Raw genomic sequence first — 23,198 nt, 5'->3', positions numbered from 1 at the left:
CGTTTGTGGCGACCTGTTCCGGCCGCCATGATGAATACGAATACAGCCATTGCGGCGCACGGTGACTGTGGTCACATGACTGCCGGGTAACACCCATTCCTGTCCCACGAATGGCGGTACGCAGCAGGCCCGAAACATACGAAGCTTGTCCCTGAAAGCAACGAAGCTTGCCAACGCGCCGGTTCTGCGGTGTCATCAGGGAGTAACGCACTTCCGGATGACCGCCCCCATGGCCGGGCCGCGCCTCGAAAGGAAACACCGGTGATTACCCCAGGATCTACCGGGTTGATTTCTGACGGGGCGAAGGGGCAGTTGGTGAAGGACAAAGGTGGTTTGGATGGTGAGACGTCTGCCGTGGCGACGCGGCAGAACTTCTGGCGGGAGTGCCTGCGGCTGCGGCCATCGCTGATCCGGGTGGCCCGGCGGCAAGGGGTGAGCCCGGCCGAGGCGGAGGACGTGGTGCACGACGCGTTCCTTCGTGCCGCTCAGTACACGCAGCTCGACCCCGGAAGGCTGATGCCCTTCCTGGTCGCGGTGGTCAAACGCCTGTGCGTGGACGAGTTGCGGCGGCGGGCATCAGCACAGCAAGTGTGCACCCACCCCAGACTTTTGCCCATGCAGGTGATCGATCCCGCCGATGTGGTGACGGATCGCCATGAGGCTCGCTGGTTGCTGGCCAGGTGTGGGAAATTGAGTCAGCGCGAATGGCTCGTCCTGCTGTGGCTGGACCAGGGGCTTCCACATGAGGAGATCTCTCGTCTGCTCGGTACCACCCGCAGGGCGACCGAGTGCATCGCGAGCAGGGCGCGATGCCGGGTTCGCCGGTGGATGGCTCGTCGGCTCCGCTCAGCAGGGGAGCGAGCCGGCTACTAAATAGGGACCCCGGTGCGGTGTGCAGGGCACCGCACCGGGGACCCGATACGACGAAGGCGCCGCCTCACCTTCCGGTGGGGCGGCGCCTTCGTCGTTCAGCGTTGCGGCCCTGCTCGCTCCGCGGGGGAGCGGCGAGGTCAGATCTTGTTGGCGCGCAGCGCGAGGGCCGACTTCTTGTTCGCGGCCTGGTTGGCGTGGATCACGCCCTTGCTCGCGGCCTTGTCCAGCTTGCGGTTGGCCACGCGGAGCAGCTCAAGCGCCTTGTCCTTGTCCCCGGCCTCGGCGGCCTCGCGGAACTTGCGGACGGCGGTCTTGACCTCCGACTTGACGGACTTGTTGCGCAGGCGCGCCTTCTCGTTGGTCAGGATGCGCTTCATCTGCGACTTGATGTTGGCCATGGTCCTACCTCGGTCTCATCTGATCGGAAGTCGTGCCGCGCTTGATGGCGCTGCCAGACGTGCGCAGCCTTCCTCCAGGGCGGAAATGCCGCACGGCACGGCTGGAGATGCTAGCAGCCGTGCCGTGCGGACTCCCAATCGAGGCAGGTCAAGCCGGGGTTCAGCGCAGGGTCAGCGGGGTGGTCTTGCCGCCCACCTCCACCAGGTAACCGCCCTTGGGCACCTCGCGACGGCCGGCGCCGTCCACATCGCCCACGGTCAGCGCCAGCTGGTCGGTGTCGAAGGTCACCTCCACCGACTTCTGCTCGCCGGGGTTCAGCGTGACCTTGGTGAACCCGACCAGGCGCCGCTCCGGCACCTGCACCAGGCTCACCGGCTGCTGGACGTAGACCGGCACGATCTCGGTGCCCGCCCGGGACCCGGTGTTGCGCACGGTGACCGAGACCTTCACGTTGTCCCTGGCCTTGACGATGCCCGGCGCGACCGGCGCGCCGACCTCGAAGCTGGTGTACGACAGGCCGAAGCCGAACGGGTAGGCCGGGTCGTACTTCGAGCTGACGCCCGCGTTGGCGCCGGGCAGCTGGTCGTAGGACATCGGCTGGTCGCCGACGGTCTTGGGCCAGGACACCGGCAGCTTGCCGCTGGGGTTGACCTTGCCGAAGAGCACGTCGGCCACCGCGTGCCCGCCCTCGGTGCCCGGCAGCCAGCCGGAGAGCAGCGCGTCCGCGTCGGCCACCGACCCCAGCACCCGGCCACGGCCGGTCAGCAGCACCACCACGACCGGCTTGCCGGTCGCCTGCACCGCGTCCACCAGCTGCTGCTGCGCCGGGCTCAGCGAGGGGTCCTCGGTGTCGGCGGTGCCCTCCGCGCCCTCCTTCTCACCCAGCACGACCACGACCGCGTCCGCCGTCTTCGCCTCCGCGACCGCGGTGGCCTGGTCCTGGGCGTGGCTGATCTCGGTCTGCGGGGCCGCGGCCTTCAGGCCCTCCAGCACCGTGGTGGTGTCCGGGAACGGGCCCGCCGCCGGCACGCCCTGCCACTCCACGGTCCAGCCGCCGAGCTGACGGCTCACGTCGTTCGCGGTGTCGCCGGTGACCACCAGCTTCTTGGCCGAACTCGACAGCGGCAGCGTGGACTTCTCGTTGCGCAGCAGCACCATCGACTCGGTCGCGGCCTTGCGGGAGAGGTCCGCGCCGTTGCCGCGCACCGCCTGCTCCGCCTTGGCCGGGTCCACGAACGGCTTCTCGAACAGCCCCAGCTCGAACTTCAGCTTGAGGATCCGCCGCACCGCCTCGTCGATCCGACGCTGGCTGACCCGCCCGTCCCGGACCACGGTGAGCAGGCCCTGGGTGAAGGCCTGCGCGTCGGAGGGCTCCATCGCCATGTCCACACCCGCCTTCACCGACATGGCGATCGCACTCGGGTAGTCCGCCGCGACCTTGTGGTCGGTGACCAGCTTCTTCATGTCCTCCCAGTCGCTGACCGCGACACCCTGGAAGCCCATCCGCTCCCGCAGCTGCTCCACCAACATGTGCCGGGAGGCGTGCACCGGGATGCCGTTGATCGCTCCCGAGTTGATCATCACCGTCTTCACGCCCGCGTCGAACTGCGCCTGGAACGGCGGCAGCACGGTGTCCTGCAGTTGGCGCACCGGGATGAACGCGTTGGCCCGGTCGTGCCCGTTGAACGGCTGGGAGTACCCGGCGAAGTGCTTGGCCGTCGCGGTCAGCTGCGCGGTGTCCGAGGCCGGGGTCTGCATGCCCTTGACCGCCGCGGCGGCCAGCGAACCTGCCAGGAACGGGTCCTCGCTGTAGGCCTCGTAGTAGCGGCCCCACCGGGTGTCCCGCGCGATGTCGGAGACCGGGGCGAAGTTCCAGAACACGCCGGTGGCGCGCATCGCCTCGCCGGTGGCCTTGCCCGCCTGCTGGATCAGCTCCGGGTTCCAGGTCGCGCCCAGGCCGATCTGGTGCGGGAACATCACCGCGGCGGGCAGGTTGCTGTGCCCGTGCACGCCGTCCGCGCCGTAGATGATCGGGATCCGCAGCCGCTGGTGCTCCAGCGCGTACTTCTGGATCGCGTTGGTCATCTCCGCCCACGCCTTGGGGCTGGGGTCGGGCGCCGGGTTGTCGCCGCCGCCGGAGAGGATCGAGCCGACCTTGGCATCGCCGAGCACGGCCTTCATGCAGGACTCGACCAGCGGTCCTGGCCCGTAGTCGCAGTTGCCGCGCAGCTTGCCGAGGCGGATCTGGGCCATCTGCCCGACCTTCTCCTCCAGCGTCATCCGCCGGAGCAGGTCGCTGACCCGCCGCTCCACCGGCGCGGCGGCGTCCAGGTAGACCGCGGGGCCGCGGTCCTCACCCGGTTCCTGCGCCGTGCTGGCGTGGGCTGAGCCGAGCATCAAGGCCGCGACGGCCGTTAACGCGAGGGTGGGACGTGTCCGCAGCACAAAGCCTCCATTGGCGTGGGACCGGTGTCAGGAAACGGCCCTGATGCCCGGTTGCGGCCACGTCCATCGGCTGAACGGCCGAATGTGGGAGCGCTTTCATGCAGATGAAGTACAGCCATTATTTTTGGCTTGAATTAAGCGGGCGAACTCAGCCGCAGGGCCGGTAGCGCGGGTCGGCCAAGCCACCGCGGCCCAGGGCGTTGAGCACCCACTTGATGGTGGCCGAGGAGTGCGGGATGTAGAGGTGCTCGCTCAGGTTGGCCGGGCAGGCGTCCTGCAGCACCACGTTGGTCACCCGGTTCGCCGGACCGGCCAGGTGCTGGCTGGCGAAGGGGGTGACCACCTCGTCGTAGCGGGTGGTGATCGTCGTGTACTTCACCGCGCCCACCAGGTCGCCGCCCTCGTTGAGCCGCCGGATGAAGGCCGAGTTCGCCGCCTGGTCGCCGCAGGCCGGGCAGAAGGTGGCGCCGAGCAGCTTGGCCAGCGGCTGGGTGGTGCCGTGGTTGGACGGCGCGATCCCGATGAGCGCGTTGACCTTCGCCGCGCCGCCGAGGAACTTCAGGTAGTACCGGGGCATCATCCCGCCCTGGCTGTATCCGACGATGTCCACAGTGGACCATCCGCTGCTCGCCCTGACCTGGTCCACATAACGGGCCAGTTCGGCGGCGGAGTCCGCGACCGGGTTCAGCCCGCCGTTGCCGTAGTCCAGCGTGTAGCTGCAGTAGCCGGTGCGGGCCAGTTCCGGCGCCAGGTTGCCCCAGCTCCAGCCGGACTTCTTGAACGTGCCGTGCAGCAGCACCACCGGCCGCTTGGTGGACTGGCAGCCCGCGACGTCCGCCAACGATTGCGCCGGGGCGGCGGCAGCCGCCAGTGGAAGTCCGAGCAGCGCGAACAGCGCGATGACCAGCAGGGCGAGTGTCCGGCGCATGGGTTCCTCCGCTATTACCTGGCGGTAACCTGGGAGAACCCAATGTAAGCTGCGTCACAACGGCGGTCACTCCGCCGAACGGTCGCCCTGCTGATCTTCCGTTTGGTCCTCCGCGGGGGCCGGCTTGCGCGGGCGGCCCCGCTTGGCCGGTTTCCCGGCCTCGCTGGGCATCCGCCCCTGCTCGCTCAGCGCCCGGCGCAACAGGAACTCGATCTGCGCGTTGACACTGCGCAGCTCGTCCCCGGCCCACCTGGTCAGCGCGTCGTGCACGGCCGGGTCCAGGCGGAGCAGGAAGCTCTTGCGTTCAGCCACGACGGCGTTCCGCTAGTGGTACAGCGAACCCGCGTTGACGACCGGCTGGGTCGCACGATCCCCGCACAGCACCACCAGGAGGTTGCTCACCATCGCCGCCTTCCGCTCCTCGTCCAGTTCCACCACGTTGTGCTCGGCCAGCCGGTCCAGGGCCAGCTCGACCATGCCGACCGCGCCCTCCACGATCCGCTGCCGGGCCGCGACCATCGCGCTGGCCTGCTGCCGCTGCAACATCGCGTGCGCGATCTCCGGAGCGTAGGCCAGGTGCGTGATCCGGGACTCGATCACGTGCACGCCCGCGGAGGTGATCCGGGCGGAGATCTCCGCGCTGAGCTTCTCGGTGATCTCATCGGCGTTCTCGCGCAGGGACAAGCCGGTCTCGCCGTGGTTGTCATAGGGGTAGCTGGTGGCGATGTGCCGCACCGCGGTCTCGGTCTGGATACCGACGAAGCCGACGAAGTTGTCCACGTCGAAGACGGCCTTCGCGGTGTCCTCGACCTGCCACACCACCACGGCGGCGATCTCGATCGGGTTGCCCTCGGCGTCGTTGACCTTGAGCACCGCGGACTCGTGGTTGCGGATCCTGGTCGACACGGCGGTGCGCTCGGTGAACGGGTTCACCCAGCTCAGGCCGTCCTGGCGGAGCGTGCCGCTGTACCGGCCGAGGAACTGCAGCACCCGCGCCTCGCCCGGCGAGACCATGATCAGCCCGCGGGACAGGGTGAGCACGAGCACCAGCAGCACCGCGCTGACCACGATCAGCCAGAACTGGTAGGTCAGCACGCCCAGCGCGATCCCGCCGAGCGAGCCGAGGCTCAGCAGCAGGCCGATGAGGGCGGACGGGACCCCCGGCAGGGTGAAGGGCACCCGTTCCCGAACGCCCGCAACGGGCGGTTTGACAAGCGTCGACGTCGTCATCTCTGGTCCACTCTCCCCTGGGCGCCGCTCTTCCGCGGTGCCTAGCAAAGTGATATCACTTAAATGCGGAACCGGCAACGCGCCGGCCGGAAGGGGGAACCGGTGGAGACCGAGGGACCGGCGCTGCGGCTGTCCGGGTTGTGCAAACGGTTCGGCGAGACGGTCGCGGTGGACCACGTGGACCTCGCGGTGCCGCGCGGCTCCTTCTTCGGGCTGGTCGGGCCGAACGGGGCCGGCAAGACCACCTCGCTGTCCATGGCGGTGGGCCTGTTGCGGCCGGACGCGGGCACCGCGCGCGTCTTCGGCGTGGAGGTGTGGGAGGACCCGGTGCGCGCCAAGGCTTTGGTCGGCGTGCTGCCGGACGGGCTGTCCCTGCCCGAGCGGCTCACCGGCCGGGAACTGTTGACCTACATGGGACTGCTGCGCGGCCTCGACGAGGCCACCGTCGCGGCCAGGGTGGCCGAGCTGCTCGGCGTGCTGGAGCTCACCGGAGCCGAGCGCACCCTGGTGGTGGACTACTCGGCAGGCATGCGCAAGAAGATCGCGCTGGCCACCGCGCTGCTGCACGGGCCGCGGCTGCTGGTGCTGGACGAGCCGTTCGAGGCGGTGGACCCGGTCTCGGCCAGCACCATCCGGGTCATCCTGCAGCGCTTCGTGGCCGCCGGAGGCGCGGTGGTGCTCTCCAGCCACGTGATGGACCTGGTGGAACGGCTCTGCGACCACGTCGCGGTGATCGCCGGGGGCCGGGTGGTCGCGGCCGGTCCGCTGGCGCAGGTGCGCGGCGAGGGCAGCCTGGAGGAGCGGTTCGTGCACCTGGTCGGCGGGCGCACCGGCGGCGGGGAGGGGCTGTCGTGGTTGGCGTCCTGATCCGGATGAAGCTGCGCCTGCTCAGCCACGGGCTGCACGGCGCGGCGCGGGCCGCCACGCTCATCGGCGGCGCGGTGGTCGGACTGCTCGCGGCCGGGTTGTCGGTGTTCCTGATGAACCTCGACCGGCTCGGCGCGCCGGTGCCCGGCTACGACCTGACCGCGGGGCTGTTCGCGGTGTGGACGCTGGGCTGGGTGATCGGACCGGTGTTCGTGGCCGGCAGCGACGAAACCCTGCAACCCGAACACTTCCGGCTGCTGCCGGTGAGCTCGCGCAAGCTGGCTGCCGGGCTGCTGGTCGCCGCCGCGGTCGGCGTGCCCGCGGTGGTCAGCCTCCTTGCCTTCGGCGGGCTGGTGCTGCGCGCCACCGCGGACGGGGCAGGGCCGGTGCTGGTCGCGATCGTCGGCGCGCTGTTGCAGCTGGCGGTGGTGATCACGTTGTCCCGCGTGGTGATCGGCGCGCTCGGCGATGTGCTGCGCTCGCGTCGCGGGCAGGACCTGGGGGTGCTGCTCGCGGCGTGTGTCGGTCTGCTGGTGCTGCCGTTCCAGTACCTGATGAACTCGGTCTCCGCCGGGCTGGTGCTGGGTTTTCCGCCGGAGCTGGGCGAGTTCCTGCGCTGGCTGCCCACGGGCTGGGCGCCGGTCGCGGTCGCCGCCGCGGCCAGGGGGGAGTGGGCCACGGTGGCCGCGGCGCTGACCGGGCTGGTGCTGCTGATCGTGTTGCTGGCGCAGTGGTGGGCGATCCTGTTGCGCCGCAGGATGACCAGGCCCAGCGCGGGACTGCGCGGCGCGGACGTGCGGGCCGGCGGCGGTGCGCTGGAACGGTTCCTGCCCGCCGGGCCGGTGGGCGCGGTGGCCGCCAAGGAGGTGCGCACCTGGTGGCGCGATCCTCGGCGGCGGGCGGTGTTGTTGCCCGCCTTGGTGATCGGGCTGGTGCTGCCGCTGGTGATCTCCGGCTTCAACCCGGTGGCCGCGGCGCTCGCCCCGGCGGGCGGGCTGCTGGTGGTGGCCTTCGGCGCGCTCAACGCGGGCAACCTGTACGGCTTCGACGGCACCGCGCTGTGGCACACCCTGGTGCAGCCCTCGGCCGCCCGCGCCGACATCCGGGGCAGGCAACTCGGCTGGCTGGTCTACGTGGCGCCGGTGTCCCTGCTCGCGGTGCTGGTGTTGCCGGGGGTGACCGGCCGGCCGGAGACCTATCCGTTCGTGCTCGCGCTGCTGCCCGCGCTGCTCGGCGGCGGGGCCGGGCTGCTGGTGGTCCTGTCGGTGTTCGCGCCGTTCCCGGTGCCCGCCCAGCGCGGGAACCCGTTCTCCGGCAGCGGTAGTCCCGGCTGTGCCAAGGCCCTGCTGCAACTGGTGATCGGGCTGCTGCTGGTGCTCGCCGCGCTGCCGCCGGGGTTGCTGCTGCTCGGCGGCTACCTGACCGGGAACGCGGTGCTGACCTGGCTGGCGCTGCCGGTGGGCATCGGTTCGGGCGTGCTGTTCGGCTGGTGGTGGGGCGCGCTGGCGGCCCGGCGGCTGAGCGAGCGCGGACCCGAGCTGCTCGCCGCCGTCCGAACTTGACCCGTAGGAGATTTCCTACCTATTCTCCTCCTCATGGATGTGTTCGCTGCGTTGGCCAACCCGACCCGCCGGGAGCTCTTGGGGTTGCTCCTGACCGGGCCGCGGCCGGTGCAGTCCCTCGCGGAGCATTTCGACATGAGCCGCCCGAGCGTCTCCGAGCACCTGCGCGTGCTCAAGGACGCGGGGCTGGTCGCGGAGGCCAGGCGCGGCCGGGAACGGCACTACCAGCTCGAACCCGAGCCCCTGCAGGAGCTTCGGGACTGGCTCACACCGTACGAGCGGTTCTGGCGGGAGCGGTTGTCCGCGCTGTCCGACCTGCTCGACGAGGAGGAAGACGAATGACCACCGAGTTCACCACCGTCAAGGCAGACCAGTTCCTGGCCCACCCGCCGGCCAAGGTCTGGCGGGCGCTCACCGACCCGGCCAGGCTGGCCCGCTGGCTGATGCCCAACGACTTCCAGCCCGTGGTCGGCCACCGCTTCACCTTCAACCGGGGCGAACCGCTGCCCGCGGTCCGCACCGACGGCATCGCGCACTGCGAGGTGCTGGAGATCCAGCCGGAACGCCTGCTGCGCATCAGTTTCAACGACAGCGGTCCGGACAACGGCATGCGCACCACCATCACCTGGACCCTGGCACCCGAGGGCCGCGGCACCCGGCTGTTCCTGGTGCACGACGGCTTCGACCCGGACAACGAGTTCCAGCAGCTGTCCCGCAAGTTCATGGCCAGCGGCTGGAGCTCCGGTGTGGCCGTCGCGCTGGCGAAGTTACTGGACGAGGAGACCGATTAGGTCGTGTCCTCGGTCAGCGGGCATCGCTGTCGATCTTCAGCCCGCCGCCGGACCGGGTCACCCGCACCGTGCGCTGCTCGGTCTTCGTGCCGTAGATGACGGTGAGGGTGACGTCCACCGCCACGTCCTGGGTCTTCTTGGCGGTCGCCTTCTGGCTGTACACCTGCTTGTACTGCGACCAGTAGTCGTTGAACCCGGACTCGCCGCCCATCAGCGCCTTGGCGTTGTCGGTCAGCATGGCGAAGGCCTGGGCGCGCTCGCCTGCCCGGCCTGCCGCGCTGTAGTAGTCGACGACGTACTGCCCGGCCTCGCGGAAGCCGATCGGGGCCGAGTCATCCGGCGGCGTCGGCTTGTCCACCACTGAGGAGGTCGGCGGGGCCGCGGTGGAGCTGGTCGTCTGGCTGCCCGCGTTGCCCTTGGGCGCCTCGCGGCTCGCGAGGTAGAAGCTGACGCCGCCGGCGACCAGCGCCACGGCGGCCAGCATGCCGATCACCAGGCCGCGCTTGGACTTCTTGCGCGGCGGCCGGTTCGGGTCGCGGACGTAGGCCGCGGGCCGGGAGTTGGCCATGGTCGGGGTTGGTGTCGCGGCCGGCCGGTTCAGGTGTGGCTGGGTCGGCGGGCGGTACGGCGGCGGCGGTGTGTTGCCGCCGAGCACCTGGGTGGCCGGCGCGGGCCGCAGCGGCGTGGGCTGCGCGTTGGCCAGGTTCGGATCATTGGCGAGGGAGGTGAGAGTGGCGGCGGCCTGGGACATGCTGGGCCGGTCGGAGGGCTCTTCGCGGAGCAGGCTCATGAGCACCGCGGTCATCGGGCCCGCCTGCCGGGGCGGGTCGACCTTGCCCGCGGCGACCAGGTGCAGCAGCGCCAGCGGGTTCGGGTTGTTGCCGAAGGGCGGCCTGCCCTCGATCGCGGTGTAGAGCGTCGCGCCGAGGGAGAAGACGTCCGAGGGTGGCGCCGGGTCGTGGCCCTTGGCGATCTCTGGGGACAGGTACGCGGGGGTGCCCGCCATCATGCCGGTCTGGGTGACGGTGACGTCGCCCGCGGCCCTGGAGATGCCGAAGTCGGTGATCTTGGCGATGCCGGAGTCGCTGACCAGGATGTTGGCTGGCTTGATGTCCCGGTGCACGATCCCGGCCTGGTGCGCGGCGGCCAGCGCGCCCGCCACCTGGCCGCCGATCGCGGCGACCTCGCGGATCGGCAGCGTGCCGCGCTCGTCCAGCAGGTCGGCCAGGCTGCGCGAGCGCAGGAACTCCATGACCAGGCAGGGGTCCCCGTGGTGCTGCACCACGTCGAAGATGGTGATCGCGTTGGGGTGGGACAGCCGGGCGGCGATCCGCGCCTCCCGCATCGCCCTGCGCCGCGCGTCCAAGGTCTGTTCCTCGGACTGGCCCGGCTGTAGGAGCAGCTGCTTGATGGCGACGGGGCGCTGAAGGCGCTCGTCGTACGCCTGCCACACCGCGCCCATGCCGCCGCTGCCGATGTGCTCGACCAGCCGGTAGTTCCCGGCGATCACCTGGCCCCTGTCGATGGCCGATCGCTCCTCGTCCTGATGAGTGGTGACGGCCCCTCGCCGTCTGCCAGACGCGTCCACCCTAATTGACGCGCCGGAGGGGGTTGGTGAGCGTTAGGTCGGCGAAAATAGTGCCTTAGGACTCGTTGGCGTTACGCCGAACAGAGCATTCCCGGCAACTTTCGGGTGCAGCCAGCGCGGCACCGGTCACGTTCAGTGCTGATGAGGGGTTCGCAGCGTCCGTGCGGGTCCCCACTTTTGCCGCAGCCCAGGGGCGCGCCGGTCCGGTGCCCAGCGACGTGGACGGCGCGGGGCCGGGGCGCGGCGGGGCTGGATGCCTGGTCAGGGGGTTGCGGGCGGTTGGACGCGGCTCGGGCGAGGTAACGATCTGGTCTGCGTGGTCTTGGTCACTCCGCGGCTGATGTGGCCTCGCGTGCCGGGCGGCGGCAGGCCGCGCCAGCGGAGCTCGCCCGACGGCAGCCCGTGCTACCCGAATCCGCCCGGCTGCAGCCCGCTCTACCCGAATCCGCCCGGCGGCGGCCTGCGCCACCCGAACGCGCCGATCCCAGCCTGCGCCACCAGAACGCCCCGGTCCCAGCCTGCGCCACCAGAACGCCCCGGTCCCAGCCTGCGCCACCCGAACCCGCCCGGCGGCGACGGCCTCCGCCACCCGAACCCGCCCGCGCGGGCGCACCGCGCGCGAGGAGGAGCCGTCGCGCGCGGTGCGGTCGTGTTGGAGCGGTGACAGTGCGCCGGTCAGCGGTGCAGCAGGCGGCGCAGGGCGTCGTGGAGCTGGTGGTGGGGGTCCGTGCCGGTGTCGGTGCGCCAGGCGATGTAGCCGTCTGGGCGGAGCAGGACCGCGCCTTCGGGGAGGGCGTAGCGGGGTGGCCACTGGTTTTCCGGGTCGAGCAGGTCGGTGCCGATGCGGTGTGCGGTGATCGGGACGTCGAGGTCCGCGGCGACTTCCTTGGCGGCTTGCGACCAGGCCTCGCCGTCGGGGCCGGTGAGGAGGGTGAAGCCGGTGCTGGGCAGGTCGTGCAGGGCGACGCGGGTGCCGTCGCGGTCCAGCCACAGGTGCGGGGCGCGGTGGCCGGGGGTGGCCGGTGGCAGGTGGTCGTCGGCGAAGGGGGTGTCGAAGGGCCGGCCCAGGATGGCGGGGGAGGTGTAGCGCTGGCCGAACATCCAGCGCAGGTCGTCCTTGACCTCCTGCTCCGGGTTGGAGCTGGTGCGGTGGGCCTGGCGGGCGACCGTGATGTCCATGAACGCCTGGGCCAGGGGGCGGCGTTCCGGTTCGTAGCTGTCCAGCAGGGCGGGGCTGGCCCAGCCCTTGAGCACCGCGGCGAGCTTCCAGGTCAGGTTGTGCGAGTCCTGGACGCCGGTGTTCGCGCCGTAGGCGCCTGCCGGGGGCCACACGTGCGCGCTGTCCCCGGCCAGGAACACCCGGCCCTGGCGGAAACGCTCCGCCACACCGATGAACTGCTGCCACGGGGCCACGTCGACGATGTCGAACGGGATGTCCGTGCGGCCCAGCAAGGTGTGCACCATGGCGGTCAGCCGCTCCGGGGTGAACCCGGCAGGGTCCTGGGTGGCCGCGTCGTAGCTGAAGGCGGCCGCCCAGCGGTTCGGGCTCGCGGTGGTGGTCAGGAAGGCCGGCGGGGCCTCCGGGTTGACCACGAACCACAGGATGGCGCGTTCGGGGATCAGCTCGGACAGGTCGGCGTCGAAGAGCACGCTGAGGTAGTCACCCGCCGCCCCCGGGCCGTCGCGGTGGATGCCCAGCCGGCCGCGGACCGTGCTGCGGTTGCCGTCCGCGCCGATCAGGTAGTCCGCGTGGATCCGCCGTTCCACGCCGGTGGTCCGGTCCTTGGTCACCGCGTGCACGCCGTCGGCGGTCTCGGTGAAGGACAACAGCTCGGTGCTGAACCGCTGGTCCGCGCCGCGGGCGCGGGCGGCCTCGGTCAGCACCGGCTCCACCGAGCTCTGGTCGGCCAGGCACATCCTGCCCGCGCTCAGCTCGTCGTAGCTCACCGCGGTGCCGCCGCGGAACAGCCAGTGCCACTCGCCCGCGATGGACTGGCAGTGCACCCCGCCCTCGTCCCGCTCGAACGGCTTGCCCGCCTGGTACACCGCCTCCGCGATGCCGAAGGCGCGGTAGATCTCCATGGTCCGTACGTTGATCCCGCGCGCCCTGCCCTGCGGCGACGGGCCGGGGTGCTTGTCCACCAGGATCGAGTCGATCCCGTGGGAGGACAGGAAAAGCGAGGCGGTCAGGCCGGCCAGGCCACCACCGGTGATGAGCACCGGCGTCCGTTCCTCGTTGCTGCTCATGACGATTCCCCCTCGTCGGGTGCTGAGATGAAGTTCGCGCCGATCTCGCGCAGCCAGTCCTCGCTCCAGGTGATCCGGCCGTCGGCCAGCTCGGCGACCGTGGCCCGGCACCAGTCGAGCTGGGCGCCCAGGGTGGCCCGCTGGTACTCCTCCTCCAGCAGGAACAGCCGGGGCAGGCCACCGGCCGATGCCTCCGCCACCACCGTGTCGATCTCCTGGACCGCCTCGGCGAGCTTGGCCGCGCGCACCTCCAGCAGCGCGCGGATCTCCTCCGGCTCCAGCAGCGGCATGAAGGCCACCGCGGCCGGGAACTCCGGGAACTCGTTGCCGGTGGCGGTGAACATCTCGCGCAGCCAGGTGCGGGCCGTCTCCAGCCCGTGCGGGCCGATCTCGTAGACGGTGCGTTCCGGCCGGTTGTCGGCGCGTTCGGTCTCCTTGACCTTGATCAGTCCGGCCTTCAGCAGGCGCTCGATCGTCTGGTAGACGCTGGCCCGCTGCCGGACGTTGACAACCCGGTCCTTGCCGCGCTCCTTGATCAGCTGCTGCATCCGGTACGCGTGCAGCGGAGCCTCGATGACCAAGCACAACACGGTCAGCGCGAGCGGAGAACGGCGAATCGGGGCTGTCATAGCCATAAACCTACTAGTTAGATCATGACTATGACAACCCCGAGATGACGTCAGGGGAGGGCGGCTACCGGTTCTCGGGGCGGCAGGCGGTCAGCTCGTAACTGGGACCGAGCAGGCCACGGCGGTCGTTGAGTCGCAGCAGCACCCTGGCGAACCCGGCGCACTCCACGTCCAGCCGCAGCGTGGCCGGGCTGTCGTCGAGCAGCATCCGGTGCGTGGACATGATCAACCGGCCGCCCGGCCGCAGCACCCGGTACAGCTCGGCCAGCGCCCTGGTCCGGTCCCGCCACAGGTGCACCGTGTTCACCGTCAGCAGCACGTCCACGCTGGCCGCCGGCTGCCCGGTGTCCTCGGCGTCGCCCCGGTGCAGCCGCACGTGCCCGGTCCTGGCCTGTTCGGCGCAGCGCTGACGGCACTGGCGCAGCATCTCCTCGGCCGGGTCGACCCCGATCACCCGCCCGGCCGCGGCCACCCTGGCCGCCTCGGCCAGCCCGACACCCGGTCCCGGGCCGAGCACGAGCACCGTGTCGGTGGGCCGTAAACCCGCCTCGGCCACCAGTTCCCGCTCGGTGGCGGCGCCGGCGCGCGCCATGATCGCGCCACCGATCCGGCCGGCGAGGCCGCGGGGATGCCCGAACGCGGAGTCCACGATCCGCGGGAAGGAAGTAGCCATGACTCCAGAACAGCTCGCATCCTCGCTGTTCGCATCGGGGTCATCCCTGAAATTCCTTCACCCCGGCCGTTCTGCTGGGACACCGCGGCGGGCGCCGGCGACCAGGCCCTCGTGCGGGGTCGAGACGCAGATCACCGGGACTTGTGCGGGGCACTCCCTCCGGCATGGGACGATAGGTCGTCACCCGTCCGTTTCAGCGAGGGAATCAGTGGCCACGTTCGCCGACACGACCTTCACGCCGCCGGAGCGCATCCGGAACTTCTGCATCATCGCCCACATCGACCACGGCAAGTCCACGCTGGCCGACCGGGTGTTGCAGCTCACCGGCGTCGTCGACGACCGTTCCATGCGCGCCCAGTACCTGGACCGGATGGACATCGAGCGCGAGCGCGGCATCACCATCAAGGCGCAGAACGTGCGCCTGCCGTGGGTGCACGAGGGCACTGAGTACGTGCTGCACCTGATCGACACCCCGGGGCACGTCGACTTCACCTACGAGGTCTCCCGTGCGCTGGAGGCGTGTGAGGGCGCGATCCTGCTGGTCGACGCGGCGCAGGGGATCGAGGCGCAGACGCTGGCCAACCTGTACCTGGCGCTGGAGAACGACCTCACCATCATCCCGGTGCTGAACAAGATCGACCTGCCCGCGGCCGACCCGGACCGCTACGCCGCGGAGATCGCGCACATCATCGGCTGCGAGCCCGACGACGTGCTGCGGGTCTCGGCCAAGACCGGCGTGGGCATCAAGGAGTTGCTGGACAAGGTCGTGCGGACCATCCCGGCCCCGGTCGGCGACCCGGACGCGCCCGCCCGCGCGATGATCTTCGACTCGGTCTACGACATCTACCGCGGCGTGGTCACCTACATCCGCGTGGTGGACGGCAAGATCACCCCGCGCGAGCGGATCCGGATGATGTCCACCAACGCCACCCACGAGCTGCTGGAAGTCGGCATCATCTCGCCGGAGCCCAAGGTCTCGGTCGGCCTCGGCGTCGGCGAGGTGGGCTACCTGATCACCGGGGTGAAGGACGTCCGCCAGTCCAAGGTCGGCGACACCATCACCTCCGAGCGTAAGGGCGCCACCCAGGCGCTCTCGGGCTACCGCGAGCCGCAGCCGATGGTCTACGCCGGGCTCTACCCGCTGGACGGCTCGGACTACCCGGACCTGCGCGAGGCGCTGGACAAGCTGCGGCTCAACGACGCCGCGCTGACCTACGAGCCGGAGACCTCCGCCGCGCTCGGCTTCGGCTTCCGCTGTGGCTTCCTCGGCCTGCTGCACCTGGAGATCACCCGCGACCGGCTGGAGCGCGAGTTCGGCCTCGAACTCATCTCCACCGCGCCCAACGTGGTCAACCGGGTGGTGATGGAGGACGGCACCGAGCACATCGTGACCAACCCCTCCGACTGGCCGGGCGGCAAGATCAGCGAGATCTACGAGCCGATCACCAAGTGCACGGTGATCGCGCCCTCGGAGTTCGTCGGCACGATCATGGAGCTGTGCCAGGCCAGGCGCGGCCAGCTCGGCGGCATGGACTACATCTCCGAGACCAGGGTCGAGCTGCGCTACACCATGCCGCTGGCCGAGATCATCTACGACTTCTTCGACTCGCTGAAGTCCCGCACCCGCGGCTACGCCTCCCTCGACTACGAGGAGGCGGGCCAGCAGGCCTCCGACCTGGTCAAGGTGGACATCCTGTTGCAGGGCGAGCCGGTGGACGCCTTCAGCGCGATCGTGCACAAGGACGCCGCCTACGCCTACGGCACCCGGATGGCCAGCAAGCTGCGCGAGCTGATCCCGCGGCAGCAGTTCGAGGTGCCGATCCAGGCCGCGGTCGGGTCCAGGGTGATCGCCCGCGAGACCATCCGCGCGATCCGCAAGGACGTGCTGGCCAAGTGCTACGGCGGTGACATCACCCGTAAGCGCAAGCTGCTGGAGAAGCAGAAGGAAGGCAAGAAGCGGATGAAGATGGTCGGCCGCGTCGAGGTGCCCCAGGAGGCGTTCGTGGCCGCGCTGTCCACCGACGAGGCCGGGGACAAGAAGAAGAAGTAGTCGCGGCGGTGACCGGACCGGGTGGTTCGGTCACCAAGCCGTGCGTGCAGTCATTTTTGCGTTACCCTGGTGACATGGGAAAGCGGAAGGAATACCCGCTGCTGGTCAGCGCGCCTGCCGCGGTGACCATCCAGGTCCCCGTGGGCACCCTTCTGCACGACTGGCCCAGCGTGCTCGGCCGGATCACCGAGGGCGAACGGGTCCAGGTCACCCGCAACGGCAAGGTCGTCGCGGTGCTCACCGCCCCCGACCCGGACGAGGTCGCCCTGGACGAGCTGGCCGCCTCGGGCCAGGTCGCCGCCGACTGGCGCGACCGCCAGAACACCTTGCGCGGTCTGCTCCGCACCCTGCCCGCCCGCACCGCGCGGGCCGGGGACGACCGCGGCTCGGCGGCGGTGCTCGCCGACCGCGAGGACACCGATCGGTGATCTACCTCGACAGCTGCGCCCTGATCAAGCTGATCCTGCCGGAACCCCTGTCCGAGGACCTGTTCACCTACCTGGACAGCCGCCCCGAACCCCTGGTCAGCTCCGAGCTGGCCGTGGTCGAGGTGCACCGCGCGCTCACCCGCGTCGAAGCCGGCGACGAGGCCCGCGCCTTGGCGGAGGAGATCCTGGACAACATCACCCAGCTGCCGCTGGCCCCGGTGGTCCGCGCCGCCGCGGCCCTGCCCGACCGCTACCTGCGCAGCCTGGACGCCCTGCACCTGGCCACCGCGCTGCGCGTGCCGACCACCCGGTTCGTCAGCTACGACCGGCGGCTGAACGAGGCGGCGGCCAAGGCGGGCCTGACCGTGCGCGCACCCGGCGCGGCCAAGCGGCCTGCCTGAGCCGCTACCTCGCCGCCTTCCGCAGCGGCGAGCAGATCAGCCACAGCGTGGACAGCAGCGCTCCCGTCGCCGACACCCACAGCGTCCCGCGCAGCCCGATCGTCTCCCCCAGCACCCCGCCCAGCAGGCTCCCCAGCGGAATCGCGCCCCACACCAGGAACAGCATCGTGGCGTTCATCCGTCCCAGCAGCTCCGGCGGGCAGACCGCCTGCTGTCGGCTGGTCATCGACACCGTGAGCACGATCAGGCTGAACGCGCTGCCGAAGGCGCCCGCCGCCCACCAGAGCAGGCCGTAGCCGGGGGTGGTCAGGGGGAAGCCGAGGAACAGGACGCCCAGGGTGAGGCCGGCGAGCAGGACGGTGCGGTCCTGGCCGAGGTGGGTGGCGATGCGGCGGGCCACCAGGGCGGCGGCCAGGGCTCCGGTGAGGCCGAGGCTGCTGAGCAGGCCGATGGCGGTGGGGGAGAGGTGGATCTCGCGGAGCAGGAAGAGCACGCCGAGGGCGGTCTGCATGGACTGGAACAGGACGAAGGTGGCGCCGTGCAGGCCGAAGGCGCGCAGCAGGGGGTGGCCGAAGACCAGGCGCAGGCCCTCGGCGATCTCGCGGCCCAGGTGACGGTTTTCCGGGCGGGGTGGCTGGGGTTCGCGGTGCCGGATGCCGCGTAGCCAGAGGGCGGACCAGAGGTAGCCCGCGGCGTTGACCAGGACGGTGGCGGGGGCGCCGAAGAACTGGAAGCACAGGCCGGCGACGGTGGGGGCGGCGGTGGCGGCGACCGCGTGGTTGCCGCGCAGCTTGGCGTTGGCCTCCACCAGGTCCGGGGCGGCGACCAGGCGGGGCAGGTAGGTCTGGTGGGCGACCTCGAAGAAGACCGAGAAGATCCCGGCCACCAGCACCGCCAGGTAGACCTGGGTCAGGGTGAGCAGACCGAAGGCCGCGGCCAGCGGGATGGAGCAGAACGCCGCCGCGCGCACCAGGTCGGCCACCACCAGCACCGGCAGCGCGCGCAGCCGGTCGCACCAGGCGCCGACCAGCAGGCCGAGCACCAGGAAGGCCGCGGTCTGCGTGGTCTGGATCGCGGCGACCTCGAAGGCGCTGGCGCGCAGGGTCTCGGCCGCGAGCAGGGGTAGCGCCAGGTGGCTGACCCGGGTGCCGAGCTGGCTGAGCACGTCAGCGGCCCACAGGTGCCGGAAGTCGCGTTGCCGGAGCAGCCCGCCGGGCCGCCGGGCGGTGTCCTTGGTCACCAGGGCACTGTGGCAGCTTGAGTGTGGTCGGCGCAACTAGCCTGAGTGGATTAGGCTCAAGTTTGTTCGGCGCGGTACCTGGCCAGCAGGGACAGGGCGCGGGCGTACTTGGCGCGTAGGCGGTCCTGGGTGGCCGGTTCGAGGCGGCCAAGCCGCTCCGGGCCGCTGTTGTCGGCGATGTCGGCGTGCTTGACCACGATCGCGATGTCGTCCTCGGCGGCCCGGCGCAGGTAGCTCTCCATCGGCTCGTCCGGGCCCTTGCTCAGCGCCAGCACCGCGGTCACCACCCGCTCCGGGCAGCCGGCCGCGCGCAGGTCGTCGGCGGTCACGCCGGTGTCCTCGACCACGTCGTGCAGCACCGCGGCCATCTTGGTCCACTCGCCCTCGACCTGGTCCATCACCCGCAGCGGGTGCCGGATGTAGGGCAGGCCCGCCTTGTCCACCTGGCCCTCGTGCGCCCGCGTCGCGATCTCCACCGCACGGGCGAGTGTGAAGCCCTCGGATTCGCTTGGCATGGCTAGATTCGAGCACATGATGCTTGCCTCGCGGGTGCCGCTGATCGTCGCGCCGATGGCCGGTGGGCCGTCCACCCCGGAACTGCTCGCCGCCGCCGCGACGGCGGGGGCCTCCGGATTCCTGGGGGCCGGTTACCTCAGCACCGAGGCGCTGGACGGGCAGATCGAGCGGACCAGGGCGCTGGGGGTGGCCTCCTTCGGGGTCAACCTGTTCGTGCCCACCGCTGACTCCGGCGCGCCGGTGGCCGGGTACGCCGAGCGGCTGGCGGCGGAGGCGCGGCGGTACGGGGCCGAACTGGGGCAGCCGCGCTGGGAGGACGACGAGTACCCGGCCAAGGCTGAGCTGGTGCTGGCCCGGCGGGTGCCGGTGGTGTCGTTCACCTTTGGTCACCCCGCGCCGGAGCTGGTCACCAGGTTCAAGGACGTGGGCACCGAGGTGTGGGTCACGGTCACCACGCCGGAAGAAGCGCGGATCGCCGCGGGCGTGGGCGCGGACGTGCTGGTGGTGCAGGGCATGGAGGCCGGTGGGCACCGGGGGACCTTCGCCAACGACCCGGCGAGGCCCGGGGCCGCGCCGCTGTACGGGCTGCTGGCCGCGCTGCGGCTGATCGGCGCGGCCACCGAGCTGCCGCTGGTGGCCACCGGCGGGCTGGTGCACGGCGCGGACATCGCCGCGGTGCTCACCGCGGGCGCGGCCGCCGCGCAGCTGGGCACCGCGTTCCTGCGCTGCCCCGAGGCCGGCACCCAGCCCGCCCAGCGGGCCGCGCTGGCCGCCGCGGACCGGGAGACCGCGCTGACCCGCGCCTTCACCGGCCGTCCCGCGCGCGGGCTGGTCAACCGGGTGCTCACCGAGCACAGCGCGCAGGCCCCGGCCGCCTACCCGCAGCTGCACCACCTGACCAGGCCGCTGCGCGCGGCCGCGGCCAAGGCGGGCGATCCGGAGGCGATGTCGCTGTGGGCCGGGCAGACCTACCCGCTGGCCCCTGAGCTGCCCGCGGCCGAGCTGGTGGAGCTGCTCATGGCACAGGCCCGGGACGCGTGGTCCCGGGCCTGCGGCAGGTGGCTCGATCAGTCCTGAGTGGACGCGGCGGCGGGCTGGTTGAGCTTGGACTTGCGGTAGGAGTAGGCGAAGTAGACGGCCAGGCCGATGCCGAACCAGATCGCGAACCGCAGCCAGGTCTCCGGCTGCAGGAAGGTGATCAGCCAGATGGAGAACACCACGCCGATGATCGGCACCACCGGCATGCCGGGCGTGCGGAAGGTCCGCGGCAGGTCCGGCCGCCGGTAGCGCAGCACGATCACCGCGACGCAGACCACCACGAAGGCCAGCAGGATGCCGATGTTGGTCAGCTCGGCCGCCGCGCTGATGTCCAGGAACCCGGCGATGAAGGCCGAGCAGACGCCGACGATCCAGGTGATCCGGCTGGGCACCTGGTGCTTCTTGCTGGTCTTGGCCAGGAACTGGGGCAGCAGGCCGTCCCGGCTCATCGCGAAGCCGACCCTGGTCACGCCGAGCATGAAGGTGAACATCACGGTGAGGATGCCCAGGATCGCGCCGACGGAGATGATCATGCCGAGGGCGGGCAGGCCGACGTCGGCGAACGCGCTGGCGAAGGCCGCCTCACCGTCGATCTTGGTGTAGTGCACCATGCCGGTCAGCACCAGGCAGGCCAGCACGTAGAGCACCATCGAGATGGCCAGCGAGTAGATGATCGCCTTGGGCATGTGCTTCTGCGAGTCCTTGGACTCCTCGGCCGCGGTGCTCATCGCGTCGTAGCCGAACACCGCGAAGAACACCGTGGCCGCGCCGGTGACCGCGCCGCCGAAGCCGAAGGGGAAGAAGTTGCTGTAGTTGCCGGTGTTGATGTGGAAGACGCCGACCACGATCACCAGCAGCACCACGCCGACCTTGAGCCAGACCAGCGCGCTCTCGAACCGGGCCGCGTTCTTCATGCCCAGGTTGAGCACGTAGGCGATCAGCAGGCAGAGCAGCGCGGCGAAGAGGTTCACGCTGTAGCTGCCCGGCGCCACGCCCTCGCCCTCGGTGCCCGGCGCGCCGAGCATCCAGGCAGGCAGTTCGATGCCGAGCATGCCGAGCAGGTTGTTGAAGTAGCCGGAGATGCCGATGGCCACCACCGCCACGATCGCGGTGTACTCCAGCAGCAGGTCCCAGCCGATCAGCCAGCCGGCCAGCTCGCCGAGCACCACGTAGCCGTAGGTGTAGGCGGACCCGGCCTTGGGGATCAGCCCGGCGAACTCGGCGTAGGAGAAGGCCGCGGCCGCGCTGGCGATGCCCGCGATCAGGAAGGAGATCAGCACCGCCGGGCCCGCGGTCTTGTTGGCCACCGCGCCGGCGAGGGAGAAGATGCCGGCGCCGATGATGCCGCCGACGCCGATCGCGGTCAGCTGCCACAGCCCCAGCGACTTGGCCAGTCCGCCGCTCTCGGACTCGCCGGTCACCTGCTCGATCGGTTTGCGCCGGAACACGCTCCGGCCGCCGGACGGACTCTGCGCCCTTGTCATCTCCTGCTCCCTCCACCCACGGCACGCCGCTGTGCCGCGGTCACCGTAGACGACCGGCGGGGCACTCGGCAGCGTCAGTACACCGTCCAAGACCAGAAAATCGCCAGCCCCGGGAGATCCGCGCCGACTAGGTTGGTGGCATGGGTGCAGGGAGTGTCGTGTCGGTCAATGTCGGAGCCATCCAGCCCGCCGAGTGGGCCGGGCGCAAGGGCAAGACCGCGATCGACAAACGGCCGGTGGCCGAGGCGAAGATCGGCAAGCTCGGCCTGGCCGGGGACGAGATCAGCGACCTGGAGCACCACGGTGGCGAGTACCAGGCCGTCTACGCCTACGCGGTGGAGGACCTGGCGTTCTGGTCCGCCGAGCTGGGCCGGACGCTGGAGCCGGGCAACGCGGGGGAGAACCTGTCGGTGTCCGGAGTGGACACCCAGGCGCTGGTGATCGGCCAGCGGCTGCGGGTCGGCGGCGCGGTGCTGCGGGCGACCGCGCCCCGGGTGCCCTGCCAGGTCTTCGCCGGGTTCTGGGACGTGCGCGGGCTGGTGAAGAAGTTCACCGTCGTCGGCCGCACCGGCGCCTACTTCGCGGTGGAGGAGGAGGGCGAGGTGCGGGCGGGCGATGCGATCGAGACGCTGTCCACGCCGGAGCACGGGGTGACCATCGCGGACGTGTTCGACTTCGTCGGCCGCAACAGCCGCGAGCGGGTGCCCACGCTGCTGCCCGCCCTGGCCGACCTGCCGCCGAAGGTGCAGGGCTGGGTGCGCGAGTACGCCTGACAACAGTGCGCGGGAACCGCCCCGCGGTCCCCGCGCACCGGTTGTCAGCGGGTGAAGACGATCTTTCCTGCGGTCTCGCCGCCGAGCATGGCGCGGAAGCCCTCCTCGGCCCGCTCCAGCGGCAGCTCCAGGCCGATCTGCGGGCGCAGGCCGGTGAGGTCCAGGAAGGACACCAGGTCGGCCAGCTCGTCGCGGGTGCCCATCATCGAGCCGACCACGTGCAGCTGGAAGAAGAACAGGCGCTGCAGCTCCGCAGGCGGGTTGCCGCCGGTGGTGGCGCCGGAGCAGACCACCACGCCGCCGGGCTTGAGGCTGCGCATGGAGTGCGACCAGCTGGCCTCGCCCACGGTCTCGAACACCGCGTCCACCTTGCCGGGCAACCGGGCGCCGGGCTCGAAAACCTCGTGCGCGCCAAGGCGTTCGGCCAGCGCGCGCTTCTCCGCCGAGCGGCCGGTGGCCCACACCCGCAGACCCGCGGCCCGGCCCAGCTGCACCAGCGCGGTGGCCACCCCGCCGGAGGCGCCCTGCACCAGGACGGTCTGACCGGGGCGGGCGGCGGCCTTGGTGAACAGCATCCGGTAGGCGGTCAGCCAGGCGGTGCCCAGGCAGGCCGCGTCGGTGAAGGACAGCCCGGCAGGCTTGGGCAGCACGTTGCGCTTGGGCAGCACGATGGTCTCGGCGAAGGAGCCCTGCAGCTTCTCGGTCAGCAGGGTGCGCTTGGGGTCCATGGTCTCGTCCCCGCGCCAGTCCTCGTCGTTGATCACCCCGTGGATGACCACCTCGGACCCGTCGGCCAGGGTGCCCGCGCCGTCGCAGCCCAGGATCATCGGGAACTGCTCGGCCTTGATGCCGACCCCGCGCAGCGTCCACAGGTCGTGCATGTTCAGGCTGGCGGCCTTGACGTTGACCGCGACCCAGCCCGCGGGCACCTCGGGCTCGGGGCGTTCGCCGACCACCAGGCCGGCCAGGGGATCCTCGGGATTCGGCTTGTCGGCGTATACGGCGAACATGACCGAAACCTATCGCCTGTCCCTCT

The 23,198-nt window shown here is 70.9% G+C and carries 23 protein-coding genes; 10 read left to right on the top strand and 13 right to left on the bottom strand.

The window, feature by feature from the left end:
* Window positions 1-315: 315 nt before the first annotated feature.
* Window positions 316-873, top strand: a complete 558-nt coding sequence (locus M8C13_RS41790) for an RNA polymerase sigma factor (RefSeq protein WP_252486382.1) — start codon at window positions 316-318, stop codon at window positions 871-873.
* A 137-nt stretch (window positions 874-1,010) separates the two neighbouring features.
* Here M8C13_RS41790 and rpsT read toward each other — a convergent pair whose 3' ends face one another.
* From rpsT to M8C13_RS41765, 5 genes are all read right to left on the bottom strand, one after another.
* Entirely contained in the window at window positions 1,011-1,271 is a 261-nt protein-coding gene (gene rpsT / locus M8C13_RS41785) for a 30S ribosomal protein S20 (protein WP_185002186.1), read from the bottom strand.
* Between the two features lie 160 nt (window positions 1,272-1,431).
* On the bottom strand, window positions 1,432-3,717 hold the full coding sequence (locus M8C13_RS41780) for a glycoside hydrolase family 3 N-terminal domain-containing protein (RefSeq protein ID WP_252486381.1): 2,286 nt from the start codon (window positions 3,715-3,717) through the stop codon (window positions 1,432-1,434).
* A gap of 148 nt (window positions 3,718-3,865) precedes the next feature.
* A complete protein-coding gene (locus tag M8C13_RS41775; protein ID WP_252486380.1) occupies window positions 3,866-4,645 on the bottom strand; it encodes a triacylglycerol lipase in 780 nt (259 codons plus the stop codon).
* A gap of 66 nt (window positions 4,646-4,711) precedes the next feature.
* The gene (locus M8C13_RS41770; RefSeq protein ID WP_252486379.1) at window positions 4,712-4,957 is read right to left on the bottom strand and encodes a hypothetical protein; all 246 of its coding nucleotides are present in this window, start codon (window positions 4,955-4,957) and stop codon (window positions 4,712-4,714) included.
* 12 nt (window positions 4,958-4,969) lie between these two features.
* Complete coding sequence (locus M8C13_RS41765; RefSeq protein ID WP_252486378.1) at window positions 4,970-5,875, bottom strand: SPFH domain-containing protein; 906 nt, start codon at window positions 5,873-5,875, stop codon at window positions 4,970-4,972.
* 102 nt (window positions 5,876-5,977) lie between these two features.
* Here M8C13_RS41765 and M8C13_RS41760 point away from each other — a divergent pair, with 102 nt between their 5' ends.
* From M8C13_RS41760 to M8C13_RS41745, 4 genes are read left to right on the top strand one after another with little or no spacing between them, the layout of a single operon-like run.
* Window positions 5,978-6,742, top strand: coding sequence for an ABC transporter ATP-binding protein (locus M8C13_RS41760; protein ID WP_252486377.1), 765 nt, complete (start codon window positions 5,978-5,980; stop codon window positions 6,740-6,742).
* Window positions 6,727-8,304, top strand: coding sequence for a hypothetical protein (locus tag M8C13_RS41755; RefSeq protein ID WP_252486376.1), 1,578 nt, complete (start codon window positions 6,727-6,729; stop codon window positions 8,302-8,304). The genes M8C13_RS41760 and M8C13_RS41755 overlap by 16 nt, the downstream gene beginning before the upstream one ends.
* Before the next feature lie 33 nt (window positions 8,305-8,337).
* On the top strand, window positions 8,338-8,646 hold the full coding sequence (locus tag M8C13_RS41750; RefSeq protein ID WP_252486375.1) for a helix-turn-helix transcriptional regulator: 309 nt from the start codon (window positions 8,338-8,340) through the stop codon (window positions 8,644-8,646).
* Window positions 8,643-9,095: an SRPBCC domain-containing protein gene (locus M8C13_RS41745; protein WP_252486374.1), complete on the top strand. Its 453-nt coding sequence runs from the start codon at window positions 8,643-8,645 to the stop codon at window positions 9,093-9,095. Before M8C13_RS41750 ends, M8C13_RS41745 begins: the two co-directional genes overlap by 4 nt.
* A 13-nt stretch (window positions 9,096-9,108) precedes the next feature.
* Here the strand turns inward: M8C13_RS41745 and M8C13_RS41740 are convergent, their stop codons facing one another.
* The 4 genes from M8C13_RS41740 to M8C13_RS41725 all read right to left on the bottom strand — a co-directional run bounded on the left by M8C13_RS41740 (window position 9,109) and on the right by M8C13_RS41725 (window position 14,232).
* Complete coding sequence (locus M8C13_RS41740; RefSeq protein WP_308202918.1) at window positions 9,109-10,605, bottom strand: serine/threonine-protein kinase; 1,497 nt, start codon at window positions 10,603-10,605, stop codon at window positions 9,109-9,111.
* Between the two features lie 753 nt (window positions 10,606-11,358).
* Complete coding sequence (locus M8C13_RS41735) at window positions 11,359-12,930, bottom strand: FAD-dependent monooxygenase (RefSeq protein WP_252486373.1); 1,572 nt, start codon at window positions 12,928-12,930, stop codon at window positions 11,359-11,361.
* Window positions 12,927-13,559 (bottom strand): PadR family transcriptional regulator, encoded by a 633-nt coding sequence (locus M8C13_RS41730; protein ID WP_252486372.1) that lies wholly within the window; start codon window positions 13,557-13,559, stop codon window positions 12,927-12,929. Before M8C13_RS41730 ends, M8C13_RS41735 begins: the two co-directional genes overlap by 4 nt.
* A gap of 64 nt (window positions 13,560-13,623) precedes the next feature.
* The gene (locus tag M8C13_RS41725) at window positions 13,624-14,232 is read right to left on the bottom strand and encodes a class I SAM-dependent methyltransferase (RefSeq protein WP_252486371.1); all 609 of its coding nucleotides are present in this window, start codon (window positions 14,230-14,232) and stop codon (window positions 13,624-13,626) included.
* 208 nt (window positions 14,233-14,440) lie between these two features.
* Here M8C13_RS41725 and lepA point away from each other — a divergent pair, with 208 nt between their 5' ends.
* From lepA to M8C13_RS41710, 3 genes are all read left to right on the top strand, one after another.
* Window positions 14,441-16,282: a translation elongation factor 4 gene (gene lepA / locus M8C13_RS41720; RefSeq protein WP_252486370.1), complete on the top strand. Its 1,842-nt coding sequence runs from the start codon at window positions 14,441-14,443 to the stop codon at window positions 16,280-16,282.
* A gap of 74 nt (window positions 16,283-16,356) precedes the next feature.
* Window positions 16,357-16,710 (top strand): type II toxin-antitoxin system Phd/YefM family antitoxin, encoded by a 354-nt coding sequence (locus M8C13_RS41715; protein WP_252486369.1) that lies wholly within the window; start codon window positions 16,357-16,359, stop codon window positions 16,708-16,710.
* Window positions 16,707-17,111 carry a type II toxin-antitoxin system VapC family toxin gene (locus M8C13_RS41710; protein WP_252486368.1) on the top strand — a complete coding sequence of 135 codons (405 nt, stop codon included), beginning with the start codon at window positions 16,707-16,709 and terminating at the stop codon, window positions 17,109-17,111. The genes M8C13_RS41715 and M8C13_RS41710 overlap by 4 nt, the downstream gene beginning before the upstream one ends.
* Window positions 17,112-17,115: 4 nt before the next feature.
* On the opposite strand, the gene M8C13_RS41705 is transcribed toward M8C13_RS41710, so the two are convergent.
* Together M8C13_RS41705 and M8C13_RS41700 are read right to left on the bottom strand one after the other, a co-directional pair.
* Window positions 17,116-18,351, bottom strand: coding sequence for an MFS transporter (locus tag M8C13_RS41705; protein ID WP_252486367.1), 1,236 nt, complete (start codon window positions 18,349-18,351; stop codon window positions 17,116-17,118).
* A gap of 56 nt (window positions 18,352-18,407) precedes the next feature.
* Window positions 18,408-18,866, bottom strand: a complete 459-nt coding sequence (locus tag M8C13_RS41700; RefSeq protein WP_252486366.1) for a phosphohydrolase — start codon at window positions 18,864-18,866, stop codon at window positions 18,408-18,410.
* Between the two features lie 19 nt (window positions 18,867-18,885).
* On the opposite strand from M8C13_RS41700, the gene M8C13_RS41695 reads away from it, so the two are divergent.
* Entirely contained in the window at window positions 18,886-19,944 is a 1,059-nt protein-coding gene (locus tag M8C13_RS41695) for a nitronate monooxygenase (RefSeq protein ID WP_374213355.1), read from the top strand.
* Here the strand turns inward: M8C13_RS41695 and M8C13_RS41690 are convergent.
* The gene (locus M8C13_RS41690; RefSeq protein ID WP_252486364.1) at window positions 19,935-21,389 is read right to left on the bottom strand and encodes an amino acid permease; all 1,455 of its coding nucleotides are present in this window, start codon (window positions 21,387-21,389) and stop codon (window positions 19,935-19,937) included. The two genes, M8C13_RS41695 and M8C13_RS41690, sit on opposite strands and share 10 nt — an antisense overlap.
* A gap of 158 nt (window positions 21,390-21,547) precedes the next feature.
* Here M8C13_RS41690 and M8C13_RS41685 point away from each other — a divergent pair, with 158 nt between their 5' ends.
* Entirely contained in the window at window positions 21,548-22,162 is a 615-nt protein-coding gene (locus M8C13_RS41685) for an MOSC domain-containing protein (RefSeq protein ID WP_252486363.1), read from the top strand.
* 44 nt (window positions 22,163-22,206) lie between these two features.
* On the opposite strand, the gene M8C13_RS41680 is transcribed toward M8C13_RS41685, so the two are convergent.
* Window positions 22,207-23,172, bottom strand: coding sequence for a zinc-binding dehydrogenase (locus M8C13_RS41680; protein ID WP_252486362.1), 966 nt, complete (start codon window positions 23,170-23,172; stop codon window positions 22,207-22,209).
* Window positions 23,173-23,198: the final 26 nt, after the last annotated feature.

Source organism: Crossiella sp. SN42, assembly GCF_023897065.1.
GTDB lineage: Bacteria > Actinomycetota > Actinomycetes > Mycobacteriales > Pseudonocardiaceae > Crossiella.
The sequence above is the reverse complement of the archived record's forward strand: the minus strand, read 5'-3'. Positions and strand labels throughout refer to the sequence as shown.

Bases quoted from the DNA above. Each gene is read 5' to 3' on its own strand.
- rpsT (WP_185002186.1), bottom strand. From the start codon at position 1,271: ATGGCCAACATCAAGTCGCAGATGAAGCGCATCCTGACCAACGAGAAG.
- M8C13_RS41775 (WP_252486380.1), bottom strand. From the start codon at position 4,645: ATGCGCCGGACACTCGCCCTGCTGGTCATCGCGCTGTTCGCGCTGCTC.
- M8C13_RS41765 (WP_252486378.1), bottom strand. From the start codon at position 5,875: ATGACGACGTCGACGCTTGTCAAACCGCCCGTTGCGGGCGTTCGGGAA.
- M8C13_RS41750 (WP_252486375.1), top strand. From the start codon at position 8,338: ATGGATGTGTTCGCTGCGTTGGCCAACCCGACCCGCCGGGAGCTCTTG.
- M8C13_RS41745 (WP_252486374.1), top strand. From the start codon at position 8,643: ATGACCACCGAGTTCACCACCGTCAAGGCAGACCAGTTCCTGGCCCAC.
- M8C13_RS41735 (WP_252486373.1), bottom strand. From the start codon at position 12,930: ATGAGCAGCAACGAGGAACGGACGCCGGTGCTCATCACCGGTGGTGGC.
- M8C13_RS41730 (WP_252486372.1), bottom strand. From the start codon at position 13,559: ATGACAGCCCCGATTCGCCGTTCTCCGCTCGCGCTGACCGTGTTGTGC.
- M8C13_RS41725 (WP_252486371.1), bottom strand. From the start codon at position 14,232: ATGGCTACTTCCTTCCCGCGGATCGTGGACTCCGCGTTCGGGCATCCC.
- M8C13_RS41715 (WP_252486369.1), top strand. From the start codon at position 16,357: ATGGGAAAGCGGAAGGAATACCCGCTGCTGGTCAGCGCGCCTGCCGCG.
- M8C13_RS41700 (WP_252486366.1), bottom strand. From the start codon at position 18,866: ATGCCAAGCGAATCCGAGGGCTTCACACTCGCCCGTGCGGTGGAGATC.
- M8C13_RS41695 (WP_374213355.1), top strand. From the start codon at position 18,886: ATGCTTGCCTCGCGGGTGCCGCTGATCGTCGCGCCGATGGCCGGTGGG.
- M8C13_RS41690 (WP_252486364.1), bottom strand. From the start codon at position 21,389: ATGACAAGGGCGCAGAGTCCGTCCGGCGGCCGGAGCGTGTTCCGGCGC.
- M8C13_RS41680 (WP_252486362.1), bottom strand. From the start codon at position 23,172: ATGTTCGCCGTATACGCCGACAAGCCGAATCCCGAGGATCCCCTGGCC.